Annotated in this window: 16 protein-coding genes and 1 tRNA gene; 11 read left to right on the top strand and 6 right to left on the bottom strand. The window is 71.8% G+C overall.

What is annotated here, in order from left to right; all coding sequences use genetic code 11:
• Positions 1-29: 29 nt before the first annotated feature.
• From fis to prmA, 3 genes are all read right to left on the bottom strand, one after another.
• Positions 30-302, bottom strand: coding sequence for a DNA-binding transcriptional regulator Fis (fis, locus tag ABE505_RS02045; RefSeq protein WP_183427738.1), 273 nt, complete (start codon positions 300-302; stop codon positions 30-32).
• Positions 303-423: 121 nt separating this feature from the next.
• On the bottom strand, positions 424-1197 hold the full coding sequence (locus tag ABE505_RS02040) for a DUF3426 domain-containing protein (RefSeq protein ID WP_346441759.1): 774 nt from the start codon (positions 1195-1197) through the stop codon (positions 424-426).
• Between the two features lie 36 nt (positions 1198-1233).
• Positions 1234-2148: a 50S ribosomal protein L11 methyltransferase gene (gene prmA / locus ABE505_RS02035; RefSeq protein WP_346441758.1), complete on the bottom strand. Its 915-nt coding sequence runs from the start codon at positions 2146-2148 to the stop codon at positions 1234-1236.
• 439 nt (positions 2149-2587) lie between these two features.
• On the opposite strand from prmA, the gene ABE505_RS02030 reads away from it, so the two are divergent.
• Positions 2588-3553, top strand: a complete 966-nt coding sequence (locus ABE505_RS02030; RefSeq protein ID WP_346441757.1) for a hypothetical protein — start codon at positions 2588-2590, stop codon at positions 3551-3553.
• A complete protein-coding gene (locus ABE505_RS02025; RefSeq protein ID WP_346441756.1) occupies positions 3550-3999 on the top strand; it encodes a hypothetical protein in 450 nt (149 codons plus the stop codon). Before ABE505_RS02030 ends, ABE505_RS02025 begins: the two co-directional genes overlap by 4 nt.
• A 173-nt stretch (positions 4000-4172) precedes the next feature.
• On the opposite strand, the gene ABE505_RS02020 is transcribed toward ABE505_RS02025, so the two are convergent.
• Complete coding sequence (locus ABE505_RS02020) at positions 4173-4580, bottom strand: hypothetical protein (RefSeq protein WP_346441755.1); 408 nt, start codon at positions 4578-4580, stop codon at positions 4173-4175.
• A gap of 232 nt (positions 4581-4812) precedes the next feature.
• On the opposite strand from ABE505_RS02020, the gene dusA reads away from it, so the two are divergent.
• The 4 genes from dusA (at position 4813) to ABE505_RS02000 (ending at position 8609) form a co-directional block, all read left to right on the top strand.
• Positions 4813-5793 (top strand): tRNA dihydrouridine(20/20a) synthase DusA, encoded by a 981-nt coding sequence (gene dusA, locus ABE505_RS02015; RefSeq protein ID WP_346441754.1) that lies wholly within the window; start codon positions 4813-4815, stop codon positions 5791-5793.
• 176 nt (positions 5794-5969) lie between these two features.
• Positions 5970-6341, top strand: a complete 372-nt coding sequence (locus ABE505_RS02010; RefSeq protein ID WP_346441753.1) for a hypothetical protein — start codon at positions 5970-5972, stop codon at positions 6339-6341.
• A gap of 58 nt (positions 6342-6399) precedes the next feature.
• Positions 6400-7086, top strand: a complete 687-nt coding sequence (locus ABE505_RS02005) for a response regulator transcription factor (RefSeq protein ID WP_232115533.1) — start codon at positions 6400-6402, stop codon at positions 7084-7086.
• Positions 7087-7163: 77 nt separating this feature from the next.
• A complete protein-coding gene (locus ABE505_RS02000) occupies positions 7164-8609 on the top strand; it encodes a sensor histidine kinase (RefSeq protein WP_346441752.1) in 1446 nt (481 codons plus the stop codon).
• 41 nt (positions 8610-8650) lie between these two features.
• On the opposite strand, the gene ABE505_RS01995 is transcribed toward ABE505_RS02000, so the two are convergent.
• Together ABE505_RS01995 and ABE505_RS01990 are read right to left on the bottom strand one after the other, a co-directional pair.
• Positions 8651-9403, bottom strand: a complete 753-nt coding sequence (locus ABE505_RS01995) for a M90 family metallopeptidase (protein ID WP_346441751.1) — start codon at positions 9401-9403, stop codon at positions 8651-8653.
• Positions 9404-9419: 16 nt separating this feature from the next.
• Positions 9420-9689 (bottom strand): hypothetical protein, encoded by a 270-nt coding sequence (locus ABE505_RS01990; protein WP_183427774.1) that lies wholly within the window; start codon positions 9687-9689, stop codon positions 9420-9422.
• 160 nt (positions 9690-9849) lie between these two features.
• Between ABE505_RS01990 and birA the strand changes: the two genes are divergently transcribed.
• The 5 genes from birA (at position 9850) to ABE505_RS01965 (ending at position 12896) form a co-directional block, all read left to right on the top strand.
• Positions 9850-10848 carry a bifunctional biotin--[acetyl-CoA-carboxylase] ligase/biotin operon repressor BirA gene (gene birA, locus ABE505_RS01985; protein WP_346441750.1) on the top strand — a complete coding sequence of 333 codons (999 nt, stop codon included), beginning with the start codon at positions 9850-9852 and terminating at the stop codon, positions 10846-10848.
• On the top strand, positions 10845-11591 hold the full coding sequence (locus ABE505_RS01980) for a type III pantothenate kinase (protein ID WP_346441749.1): 747 nt from the start codon (positions 10845-10847) through the stop codon (positions 11589-11591). Before birA ends, ABE505_RS01980 begins: the two co-directional genes overlap by 4 nt.
• Before the next feature lie 9 nt (positions 11592-11600).
• Positions 11601-12299, top strand: a complete 699-nt coding sequence (locus tag ABE505_RS01975; protein WP_346441748.1) for an SPOR domain-containing protein — start codon at positions 11601-11603, stop codon at positions 12297-12299.
• A gap of 27 nt (positions 12300-12326) precedes the next feature.
• Positions 12327-12402: transfer RNA gene (locus ABE505_RS01970), tRNA-Thr, on the top strand.
• Positions 12403-12497: 95 nt separating this feature from the next.
• The gene (locus tag ABE505_RS01965) at positions 12498-12896 is read left to right on the top strand and encodes a Rap1a/Tai family immunity protein (RefSeq protein WP_346441747.1); all 399 of its coding nucleotides are present in this window, start codon (positions 12498-12500) and stop codon (positions 12894-12896) included.
• Positions 12897-12966 lie beyond the last annotated feature (70 nt).

The raw sequence follows: 12966 nt of genomic DNA, 5'->3' as shown, positions 1-12966 counted from the left end.
CGGCCGTGGCCGGGCACCCCGGCAGCGCGTTACTGCGTCAGCCCGTACTCGCGCAGCTTCTTGCGCAGCGTCGCGCGGTGGATGCCCAGCATCGCGGCCGCGCGGCTCTGGTTGCCATCGCAGAAGTTGAGCACTTCGGCGAACAGCGGAATCTCCAGCTCGCGCAGCGCGACCTCGTAGAGGTTGTCGGTGTCGTTGCCGTTGAGATCGCCCAGGTAGCGCTGGATCGACGTGGCGACATGCTCGCGCAGCGGGGTGCGTGGCGCCTCGCGCATGCTGCTGTCGGATCGGTCTGCGTTCAAGGCGGCTCTCGAAAGAGTAAAGCGTCGACGGCGCGGCGTCGGCGGTCGGTCATGGCGGCCGGGTCAGTCTATCGCGCGGCGCGGCGGCCGGACAACGCGCCGACAAGCGGTACAGGTCCGTCTACAGCAGTTCGAACGCGAACGACACCGCGCCGGGCCCAGGCTCTTTGAGCGTCAGGCGAACGTGGGCGCTGGCACCGGGGGCAAGCGTCGGCGCAGGCGGCGCGCCGCCCAGGTACTCCCGGGCCGTGAATACGCGGCTGCCGATCGCCTGTCCGTCGACGTCCGACAGCACCAGCCGCAGACGCGGCCAGGCCTGCGGCCAGCGTGCGTCGTTGCGGAAGCGCGCGGTGACCTGCAGCCGGCTCGGGTCCTCGGGCTCGGCGCGGACATCGCGTGCGAGCAGGACCAGCGCCGCGGGCTCGCGCCAGGGCGGCAGCGTGCAGCGCAGCGCGCCGCACACCGTTTCCAGCGTGGGGCGCCAGGCCGGATGGGCGGCCAGCCGCGCGCGCTCGGCGAGCAGGCCCTGCAGGACCAGCAGCGCGGTCAGCCCGGCAGCCGCGCCCCATAGCCACCGGGGCGCGCGCGGCGGCGCAGCGACGGTACGCGACCGGGCGAAACTCGGGACGGTTCGGGCGGCGGCGTCCGGGGGCGGCGCGGGCGTCTTGCGTATCGGCTCGGCGGGGGGCGCCGATGGAGGCGCGGTGGATGTGAGCGACGGTGGCGGCGCCGCGGGTTCGGGGCGCGGTCTGAGCAGATTGGCCACCGAGACCGGTGGCTCGGGCGGTGCGGGCGTTTGCAAGGCGCCGCCGCAACGTGGGCAGCGCGCCGGTGGCAGGCCGGTCGCCCGGTCGGTGGCGACCAGGTCGCCGCAGTGCCGGCAATGGATGAACATCCGGCTATTGAAGCATGGGCTCGCGCGGATGCGGGCTCAGCGCCGCACGCCGTCGATGCGCACCCAATCGCCCTCGCGCGCGACGGCCAACTGCTCGAACCACGGGCGGTAGCGGCGCAGCAGCGCTTCCTCCTGGCCGTCGAGGATGCCCGACAGCGCAATCCGTCCGCCCGGCGTGACCCGCTCGGCCAGCGTCTCGGCCAGGGCATCGAGCGCAGTGGCGAGGATGTTGGCGACCACCACCGGATAGTTCGTCTGCGGCGCGTCGCTGGGCAGGAACACGGTCAGTGCCGTGTCCACGCCATTGCGCTCGGCGTTGTCGCCCGAGGCCTGGAGGGCCTGCGGATCGTTGTCGACGCCGATCGCCTGCGCGGCGCCGAGCTTGAGCGCGGCCAGCGCGAGGATGCCGCTGCCGCAGCCGTAGTCGAGCACGGTGCATCCCTCGAGCGCGCCATCGGCGGCCAGCCCGTCGAGCCACTGCAGGCACAGCGAGGTCGTGGGATGGGTGCCCGAGCCGAAGGCCAGGCCCGGGTCGAGGCGGACGATCGCGGCGTCGTCGCCGGCCTCCTCGGGCACCTCGCTGTTCCACGGCACGATCCAGGTGCGCGCGCCAAAGCGCAGCGGCACGTACTGGTCCATCCAGGCCCGTTCCCAGTCCTGGTCCTCGACCTTGGCAAAGCCCGCCCGGGTCCAGTCGAGGCCGCCATCGAAGGATTCGAGCGCGGCCAGCAGTGCCAACGCGTCGGTGTCGACCTCGAACAGCGCGGTCAGTACCACGGAGTTCCACAACGGCGTCTCGCCGACACCCGGCTCCAGGATCGCCTGCTCGTTGGAGGTGTCGGCGTCGGCGTCGAGCATCGTCACCGCCAGGGCCCCGACATCTTCGAGCGCGCGTGCATAGCGGGGCTGCTCGGCTTCACTGCAGCGCAGGCTCAGTTCGAGGTGAGGCATGGTGAATTTCCGCGACGTGGGGCCGGCATCTTCGGTCCCATGTCCCGGCGCGTAAAGGCCGCGGTGCCGGTCGGAGGCCGGCGGCGGGTCGGGCGGCGGGGGGCGGGCTCGCCGACCGGTGCCGACAGCGGCCCCTGCTCGATGCTGTCGGACGGCGTCGCGGCGGTGCGATTGCCGTCCACGTCCTGCGCGGTGACGCCCGCGCCCGCGTCCGCATTGCGGGTGGCGGTGAGGTCGGCCGGGCGCGACGGGGCAGGGAACCGCGTGATGGCGTGATAACGGTCACAACTTGCGCGCGCCGGCCCGGCCGGGAGGGCCGGCGCGATGGGCTACAATCGCCTTCCCGTCCGGTTCTTGCCCGCCGGCGGCTTCGCCGCCCAGGCCGAATGGTTCGGCGTGGGCGATCCCGCTCCTGCCCGGACCTGCCGGAAAGCCCGCCTTGCATCTGAGAGTCGCCGCCGTCCTCGCGCTCGTCGCCGCCGTGGCCCTGGGGCTGGCGTTCTCGCGTGCCGACGCGCCGGCCGCCGCGAACCGGGGCCGCGATGCGGCGCCCGTGGGCGATGCATCTGTGACGTCGCCGCCCCCCGGGACCGCGATGAAGGCGACTGCGCGGTTGGGCAGAACGACCCGCCATGCCACCTCCCACGGCCCAGCCTCGACGGTCCCGGTCTCGCCCCGGCAGGCCTTCGAGCGGTCGCAGGACCTGTTCGCGCTCGCCCAGCGGTTGCAGCCGATGGCCGAGAGCGGGGACGCCGAAGCACGCTGGCTGGTCAGCCGGATCCATGAGTATTGCGCCGGCTATGCGCGGGCGCCGGTCGACTACGCGCGCGACACCTTGCTGCTCGCCAGCCTGCCCTTGCCGGCTGCGCGCCCGCTGCGCGAAGCGCGGGCCCGGATCGAGCGCCGCTGCGGCCGCTTCGTCGCCGACGACGCGCCGAACTTCGTGCAACTGGTCGAGCAACGGAGAGAGGCGGCGCTGGCCGGCAGCCTGCCGGCCGAGGCCGCGTTGCTGTCGATGGGCGCGCCGCTTGCCGACGACGAGGACTATCGCCGCGGGCTGGTGGAGCGCGTGCTCGAATCGGCCGACCCGGACGCCTACGCGGCGCTGGCCCCGGCGATGGGCGAGGCGGCGGCTGGGGACCCGGCGCTGGCTGGGCGCGTGGCCGGCTCCCAGAACGCGGAGACCGCCTGGCAGAACGCGGCCTGCGGCCTGGGGCTGGATTGCAGCGGCAACGGGGCGTTGATGACCCGGTACTGCGCCGAGGGCGGCATCTGCGCTCAGGATGAAACACAGGATTTCTCGACGTTCGTCCGGCAGGCGTCGCCACCGGAAGACGCGGAACAGATCGATCAGATGACAGCTGAACTACGACGCGACCGGCAGGTCGGGATGGTGATGAGATGAAGCAGCGGGCAATTTCGCGCAGGGTGCGGTTCTGGTTCTGGGCCGTGGTGTTCCTCGGTTACTCGGTCGCGGTGGCCGGCGTGGTCGTCGATGCGATCGGCGACCACTACACCGGCCTGGCCGATGTCGCGGAGACGACCATCGAAGCGCCGCCCGAGCAACGCCGCCTCGGCGCCGCGCAGGTCGCCGCGCTGTATCGCGCGCAGAGTGCGACGCCGTTCCGGACCTTGCCGGCCGGCGAGACGTTCCGCGTGGTCTGGCCCGACGGGTCGAGCGAGCTGGTGCGCATCGTCAGCCAGTCGAGCGTACACGGCACGCAGTTGGTGGAGGGCTCGCAGGTCGGCGCGAACGATCTGCGGTCCGCGCAGGCCGAAGTGCAGGTGGTGCCGGTGTCGACGGCGTTCCCGGCGCGTCGCCCGCCAGCGGATGCGCCGATCGTCGACTGAACGCGATCGCGGTCGCTGCCGCCCACCCCACCATCGTCGTCAGGACCGGGTCCGCGACGCAACGCGGCTGCCGCCGCGGAGAGGGCGGACAGCGATAGGGCGCCGATCCGCGCTGCCGATGAATCCACAGGCGCTGCGCGCCGAATCCAACTGTCCGCGGAGAATCGCACTGTCTATCTGGACCGAGTCGTCCGACGTGCGGCACGCTGTTGCTGCGCCCGCGTCGACCAAAAGCCGATCGACGCGAATTGCGCCGCGCACAGCATCAGCAGCGTCCAGCCCAGGTCCAGCCCGAGATAGACGCCTGACAGCCGGTTGAGCCAGCCCCATTCCGAGCGGCGTAACGCCAGGCTGCCCTCGCCGAACACCGCGTGCAGTGCCTGCGCAGTCGTCAACGCCTGCCAGTCGCCATAGCGCACAAGTCCCACCAGCCCAGCCCCGAATGCCGCTGCAGTTGCCAGCGCCAACAGGCCGGCGACCCAGGCCAGCGCGTCACTGGTGCGACGCGTGTCGCGCCACAACAGCACCGCACCCAGGCTCCAGACGAGCAACAGCGCGGTGAACAGGAAGACGAAGACCATCGAACGGACCCTCGGTGCGCATTGCGGCGCGATCCCTGCAGCATCGCAACGTCACTGCATCCGCCGTGTCGCAGGCCCCGGACCTGCCCGGTCATCCGGGCGGCCGCGTTTGAGGCATCAGGCGCGGGGGCGCACAATGGCCGGCCCTGCACGGCCTGCGCAACGCGACGGGCCTCGCGCGACGCCCGCGCCGGCGGCATGGCCGGCACGTCGCAGCCCGACGGAAATCCGTATGCACGCTTTCGAACCCGACGCCCTGCGGCTCTCGGTCGCCCCGATGATGGACTGGACCGACGTCCACTGCCGGCAGTTCCACCGCATCCTCGCGCCGGGTGCGCGGCTGTACACCGAGATGGTGCATGCCAACGCGGTGATCCACGGCGATCGCGCGCGGCTGCTCGCGGCCACGCCCGAGCAGGCGCCGCTGGCGCTGCAACTGGGCGGCAGCGACCCGGCCTTGCTGGCGCAGGCGTCAGCGATCGCGGCCGCGCATGGCTTCGATGAGATCAACCTCAATTGCGGCTGCCCCTCGGACCGGGTGCAGGCCGGGCGGTTCGGCGCCTGCCTGATGCGCGAGCCGGCGCTGGTCGCCGACTGCGTCTCGGCCATGGTCGCGGCCAGCCCGGTGCCGGTCACCGTGAAATGCCGGCTCGGGGTCGATGACGATGACGACTACGCCGCCTTCGCCGCGTTCGTCGATGGCGTGGTCGCCGCCGGCGCGTCGATGGTGGTGGTGCACGCGCGCAACGCCTGGCTGCAGGGGCTGTCGCCGAAGGAGAACCGGGACATCCCGCCGCTGCGCTACGACTGGGCCTGGCGGCTCAAGCGCGAGCGGCCGGCGCTGCCGGTGGTGGTCAACGGCGGCATCGCGACCCTGGAGGCGGCGCACGACCAGCTGGCGCATGTCGACGGGGTGATGCTGGGCCGCGCCGCGTACCACGACCCCTATCTGCTGCACCGGCTCGATGCCGCGTTGTGGGGGCGTAGCGAACGGCCGCGCGAGGCCCTGCTGCGGGCGTTGGGTCCCTGGATCGAGGCGCGGCTGGCCGAGGGTGTGGCCCTCAAGCACGTGGTGCGTCACGTGCTGGGGCTGTTCCACGGGCAGCCCGGCGGGCGGCGCTTCCGACAGATCCTCAGTGAAGGCGCGCACCGGCCGGGCGCCGACTGGGCGCTGGTCGAAAAGGCGCTGGAGGCAACTGCGGTGCCGGCGTGACGACGCCGACCGGGGCAGCCAACGCCGTTGCATGGAGTGGCGAATCCGGACATGATCGGGACCCCCTTCGAAACTGAACGCAGACAGCCTTGTCAACGAAAAGTTAAGGACGGATTCACCGCCTTCGCCCGACCATGCCATGCATTCGTCAGCCGACCCACGCTCAAGGAGCGGCCGTGCCTGCCCTGTCGTCCAGCCCCACTTCCCTGATCCTGCTCGCCGTGGCGTTCTGCGCCTCGGGCGCGGCGGTGACGGTGCGGGCGCAAGAGGGCCCGCAGATGGGAGACGTCCGCAGCGGGCCCGATATGCGGGCCTCGTGGGGACGACAGAACGTGGGCCCGCGGGGCGCCCAGGATTCCATGTCCGATTCGGTCCGCCGGATCGAACGCACGACGCGGGGCCGGGTGCTCAGCGTGGAGCGGATGCATGCCGACGGCCGCGACGTCAATCGCGTCAAGGTGATGGACGATAGCGGCCGGGTCCGGGTGTACGTCGACGATCCGCAGCAGCGCGGACGGGCCGCCCGTGCACGCGGCGACGACGATTGATCCTGCATTCTCGCCCCCAATTCACGGCCGGTCCGGCCGTTCGACCGGAGTTGACCCCATGCGAATCCTGCTCGTCGAAGACGAAGCTCCCCTGCGTGAGACCCTTGCCGCCCGGCTGAAGCGCGAAGGCTTCGCCGTCGATGCCGCCCAGGATGGCGAAGAGGGCCTGTACATGGGCCGCGAAGTGCCGTTCGACGTGGGCATCATCGACCTGGGGCTGCCGAAGATGTCGGGCATGGAGCTGATCAAGGCGCTGCGCGAGGAGGGCAAGCAGTTTCCGGTGCTGATCCTCACCGCGCGCTCGAGCTGGCAGGACAAGGTCGATGGCCTCAAGCAGGGCGCCGACGACTACTTGGTCAAGCCGTTCCACGTCGAGGAACTGCTCGCCCGCATCAATGCGCTGGTCCGCCGCGCGGCGGGCTGGAGCAAGCCCACGCTTGAGTGCGGCACGGTGACGCTGGACCTGGCCGCGCAGACGGTCAGCGTCGACGGCAAGAACGTCGATCTGACCAGCTACGAGTACAAGGTGCTCGAGTATCTGATGATGCATGCCGGCGAACTGGTGTCGAAGGCCGATCTGACCGAGCACATCTACCAGCAGGATTTCGATCGCGATTCCAACGTGCTCGAGGTGTTCATCGGCCGTCTGCGCAAGAAGCTCGACCCCGACGGCGCGCTCAAGCCTATCGAGACCGTGCGCGGCCGTGGCTACCGGTTCGCGATCCCGCGCAACGGCGAGGGGTGAAACGCTCGGCCGGCGATCGCGCCCTCCGGCCCGTTGCCGCCACGCGTCCGGGCTGCCGTCCACGCCTGTGATCCGTCATGCCTGCTGAGTCCCGACGCCCCAAGAGCAAGGCGCGGCGCCCTTCGCGCTGGCGCCCGCGCTCGTTGCAGGCCCGCCAGCTGCTGGCGGCGAGTATTGGTCTGCTCGCGTTCCTGGCGCTGGCCGGGTATGCGCTCGACCGGGCGTTCATCGACGTCGCCAGCGAAGGCCAGCGCGAGCGCCTGCGCAACTACGTCTACGCCTACGCGGGCGACATCGAGTTCCTGCGCGGCGGCGAGATCTACCTGCCGTCCGAATCGCCACCCGACGACCGCTTCCTGCGCCCGGGCAGTGGCCTGTACGCCGAGGTGGTGCTGCCCAGCGGCACCTGGGCCTCGCGTTCGGCATCAGGCCCGCAGTTGCCCGAGGCGACGATGCTCGGTGCACGCGAGGAGAAGTTCGAAGGCCCGCTGCCGATCGTGCGCAGTGACGGCTCGCCGGGCGAGGTCTACCGCTACGGCCTGGGCCTGCTGTGGTCACCGGAAGAGACGCGTACCGATGACGAGTTCGCCTACACCATCTATGTGATGGAGGATGCCGGCATCGTGCCGCGCCAGGTGCGGGTGTTCCGCGCCGCGCTGTGGGTCAACCTCGGCATCGCGGGCATGATCCTGCTGTTGCTGCAGGCGCTGATCGTGCGCTGGAGCCTGTGGCCGTTGCGGCGGGTCGAGCACGAACTGGTACGCGTGCAACGCGGACAGGCCGACCGCATGGGCATGCAGCATCCACGCGAGCTGCTGCCGTTGACCGAGAGCATCAACGCGCTGATCGAAAGCGAGCGCGAGCACCTCGCGCGTCAGCGCAACACGATGTCCGACCTGGCGCACAGCCTCAAGACGCCGCTGGCAGTGCTGCGCTCGCGGCTCGACGCCGGCACCGGCGAGGCCGAGTTGCGCGAGGAGGTCGAGACCCAGCTGCAGCGCATGACCGACCTGGTGACCTACCAGCTCGCACGCGCGGCCTCCAGCGGCCACCAACTGTTCTCGGCCGCGATCGAAATCGAACCGCACGCCGAGCAGATCGTCCGCGGGCTGGAGAAGATCTACGCCGCCAAGGGCGCGGTCTGCGAGTTCGAGATCGATGCGGCGGCGCGCTTCCATGGCGAGCCGGGCGACCTGCAGGAGCTGCTCGGCAATCTGCTCGAAAACGCCTTCAAGTGGGCGCGCTCCCGGGTGCTGCTGACGGTGCGCTCGGGCGACACCGCGCCCAACCGTCGGCCGGGACTGGTGCTGGTGGTCGAGGACGACGGTCCCGGCATTCCGCCCGATCGCGTGGCGACGGTGCTCCAGCGCGGCGTGCGCGGCGACGAGCGTGTGCAGGGACACGGCATCGGTCTGTCGATCGTGCAGGACATCGTGCACAGCTACCGCGGCGAACTGCACGTCGGGCGCTCGGAGGAACTGGGCGGAGCCTGCTTCTCGGTGCGCCTGCCGCCGGGCTTCTGACCGGCATCGGCGGCCGCCTGTCGCGACGGCGCCGCGCTGGCCTACGCCAACGGCGACGGGCCGTAGAAGCGCGCGAGGTGCGCGGCAACCTGGGGCAGCGCGTCGCGCAGCAACGCCGGCGCGCTGAAGTGGTATTCGCTGCAGACCGCGAAGAATTCCTCGGGCGCTTCGGCCGCGTACGGGTCGAGCGCGGTGTCGTGCCCGGCGTCGACGCGCGCGACGAAGCCATCGAACGCGCGCTGGAAGTCCTGCGCCCAGGCGCGCTGCCACGGACGCGGCAGCGGCGGAGTGCCGTCGAGCACGCCATCGAGCGCATCGAGCTTGTGCGCCATCTCGTGCACGGCCACGCAGAAGCCGCCATCGGGCTCGGCGATGTCGCTCTGGATGTCGGCCCACGACAGCACCAGCGGCCCGCTCTCCCAGGCTTCGCCGATCAATTCGTCGTCCCACTCGTGCATCACGCCGGCGGCGTCGACGTGGCTGCGGTTCACCCTGAATGCGTCCGGATACACGATCAACTGCGACCAACCATGCAGGCCCTCGTCACCGAACTCGAGCAGCGGCAGGCAGCACAGCGCCGCGAGCAGCAGCCGCTCGCGCGCGTCCAGCGCCAGGCCGGCGACCGGGGTGATGGTCTTGCGGTGCACAAAGCGCGCTGCGAGCGTGCGCAGCCGCGCCGCGCGCGCGTCGTCGAGTGCGTGGACCCAAGGCAATTGGCGGCGGATGGCCGCCCAGTCCGCATCGGGGACGGGGGGCGGGGCGCCATCGAACAGGCGCCGGATCAGCGAACGCACGACCGGGGCCGTCGCCTCAGCGGAACATGCCGGGCAGGAAGCTGTGCCAGCGCGGGCCGCGCAGCGGGCCGTCGCTCTCGATGCCGCCGGAGGTCGCCGGCCGGGCCTTCGACGCGCTGGCCGGCGGGCGCCGGACGGCATCGCTGCCGGCCGTTTCGGGAGCCGACGCGGGCGCTGCCGCGGCGCAGGGCGGGGTGTCCGAGGGTCCGGGGACGCGCGCTTCGCGAGCCGCCGCCGGCAGGCAGGCAGCGAACAGCAGCGCGCAGAACATCGCTCGTATCGACATCGAAGACCCCGGACAGTCAGGCGGACGCGGACATCCCGCGACTATAGCGCAGGTTGCGCGCCCGCGACGTTGCGTCGCAGCAGCGCACGACAGCGGCCACGCGCTCGCCGATAATCGCCCGCATGGCCGCCTCCGTCCCCCATCTCCCTGCGACCGCCGCATGCCCACGCTGAATGCCGAGCGTGCCTTGTTGGAACGGCTGATCGCCGGCCCCGTGTCGGGCGATGTGCTGGCGCGCGAGTCCGGGCAGACACGCGCGGCGGTCTGGAAGCGGATCGGCCTGCTGCGCGAGGCCGGTGTGCCGATCGAGGCCCGGCGCGGGCAGGGCTACGCGCTTGCCCAGCCGGTGTCGCTGCTCGACCGCGACGCGATCGTTGCGGCATTGCCGGCCGAGGCGCGCGCGGGTCTGGATCGGCTCGATGTGGCCTGGACCCTGGATTCGACCAACGCCGAACTGCTGCGCCGGCCCATGCCGGGCGCGGCCGCCGAGGCGCTGCTGGCCGAACGCCAGACCGGCGGGCGCGGACGCCGGGGCCGGACCTGGCGCTCGCCGCTGGCCGCGCACATCTACCTGTCGCTCCAGCGGGGCTTCGAGGGCGGGCTCGCGCGCTTGGGGGGACTGAGCCTGGTGGCCGGCATCGCCGCGGTGGAGGCCCTGCACGGGCTCGGCTTCGGCGACGTGCGGCTCAAGTGGCCCAATGATCTTGTGGTGTCTGACAGCGCCGGACTGCGCAAACTCGGCGGCGTGCTGGTCGAAGGCGGCGGCGAGCATGCCGGGCCGGTGCGCGCGGTGCTGGGCATCGGCATCAATGTGCGGATGCCTGCCGCCGACGCTGCTCGCATCGACCAGCCCTGGATCGACCTGGCGACACTGGCGCCCGCACTGCCGTCCCGCGATGCGGTGGCCGCCGCCGTGATCGGCGCCTGGATCCCGGCGCTGGCGCGCTTCGATCGCGACGGCCTGGCGGCGTTCCTGCCCGCATTCGCAGCGGTCGACGCGCTGGCCGGTCGCGCGGTGCGGGTGCAGACCGGGACCGGCGTGCTCGAGGGCGCGGCCGACGGCATCGCCGACGACGGCGCGCTGCGCGTCCGCTTCGACGACGGCGTCAGGAACTTCCACGCAGGCGAAGTCAGCGTGCGCAACGGGAACGCGACATGACGGTCTGGCTGTTCGACCTGGGCAATACCCGACTCAAGTACGCCCCGCTCGACGGCGTGGGCATCGGGCCCGTGGCTGGGACGGCACATGCGGCCGGCGGGCTGGATCCGGCATGGATCGAACGCCTGCCGCCGAGGATCGAGACCGCGGTGGTGGCCAGCGTCGCCTCACCAGCGCTGCGGGCGGTGCTGCTCGACGCGCTGGCCGCACGCGGCGCCCAGGTCGAGCTGGCGCGCACGTTGCCGGCGCTCGATGGCGTCACGATCGCCTATGCCGACCCGACGCGGCTGGGCGTGGACCGCTTCCTCGCTCTGCTGGCGGCGCGCGCGCAGGCCGCATCGCCCGTCGTCGTGGTCGGGGTCGGCACCGCACTGACGATCGATCTGCTCGACGCCGACGGCCGGCACCTGGGGGGGCGCATCGCGCCGTCGCCGACGCTGATGCGCGAAGCCCTGCAGCGTCGGGTCGCGCAACTGCCCGCGACGGGCGGACGCTATCTCGAGTTCGCGAGCGATACCGATGATGCGCTGGCCTCGGGCTGCGAAGGCGCCGCCGTGGCGCTGGTCGAGCGCAGCCTCGTGCAGGCCGAGATGCGTATCGGCGTCACGCCCGACCTGCTGCTGCACGGCGGCGGCGCGGCGGACCTGCAGCCGCACCTGCCGCGGGCGCAGATGCGGCCCGATCTGGTCCTGGCCGGTCTGGCGCGCTGGTACCGCGCGCGGCCGAGCAGGACCGATGCCTAGGAGACCCTCATGCTGCTGCGCGCGATCGTCCTGCTGCTGGTGATCCTCAATCTCGGTGTCGCCGCTTGGTGGGCATTGCGCGACACGCCGGCCGAATCGGCGCCTCTCCCTACGGAGACCGCGCCCACCCTGACCTTGCTCGCGCCGCAGGCGGCGTCGCCAGGGCCGGTGCCGCTGGCCGAGGCATTCGAGGGTGAGGAGGTCGCGGTGCTCGATGGCGACAGCGATGGCGACGCGGCGGCAGCGCTGCGCTGCGTCGCACTTGGCCCGTTTGCCGACGCCGCCGCACGCGAGGCCGCGCGCCGACGTCTGGCCGGCGATGGCGTACGCGTCTTCGCGCGCGAGGTTGCCGTCGCGCCGCGCGGTTGGCGCGTCTGGCTGCCGCCGCAGCGTGATCGCGCCGCGGCCGACGCGGTCGCAGCACGGCTGCGCGCGGCCGGCATCGAGGACCAGTACGTGATCGCCGACGGCGACGACGCGCACGGCATCGCGCTGGGGCGTTTCGACAGCGAAGCGCCCGCGCGGGCACGCGTCGAGGCCCTGCGTGCCGCCGGTTTCGCCGCGCAGGCCGAGCCGATCGGCGGCCAGGTGCAGCCCTGGCTCGACGCGCTGGTCGATGCGGTGACGGCCGATGCCGCGCTGCGCACGCGCACCGGCGCGCCCCGGGCCGAACCCGGCCACTGCGCCACCACCCAGGATGCAGGTTAGAATCCCCGCGCGGCCTCGCCGCCCCATGCCGGCATAGCTCAGTTGGTAGAGCAACCGCCTTGTAAGCGGTAGGTCCCCAGTTCGAACCCGGGTGCCGGCACCATCTTCCGATTCCAGGTCATCCCAAGCGGCGGGGGAGCACGAACGCCCAGGCCTCGGCCTGGATAGAATCGGACCGACGCCGTCCAGGGGATGACGATGAAGCAGGGAGGCATCGCGGCCGGCGTGGCCGCGGTTGTGATCGCGCTACTGGCGCCGGCGGTGTCGGCCTCCGGCGTCGATCAGCCGCCGCGCACAGTCGGCGAACTCGCGACCTGGTGCCGGGATGCCCTGCAGCCATGGATCCCTGGCGACGAGCCACCTGCCGCCGAGGCAGCGCGCGGCGCCTACTGCTTTGCCTACGTGCAGGCGGTGATCGACAACACGTTCGTCGCGCCAGGCAACCCGTACTGCTTCCCGGTCGGTGCATCGCACCGCGAGGTGATCGAGGGCTTCGTGGTGTACGCAGCACACGCGCCGCGCAAGCTGCAGGAGGCAGAAGTCGGTACCGGTGTCGACGTGGCGCTTCGGGCCGCGTATCGCTGCGCCGCGCGCTGATTGGGGAAAAGTCACACCGAACGCGCACAGTCAGGAAAGACCGAATGCGGAGGGAAGCGCAATGGCTAGA

The organism is Luteimonas sp. TWI382, assembly GCF_039674545.1.
Lineage (GTDB): Bacteria > Pseudomonadota > Gammaproteobacteria > Xanthomonadales > Xanthomonadaceae > Luteimonas.
The sequence above is the reverse complement of the archived record's forward strand: the minus strand, read 5'-3'. Positions and strand labels throughout refer to the sequence as shown.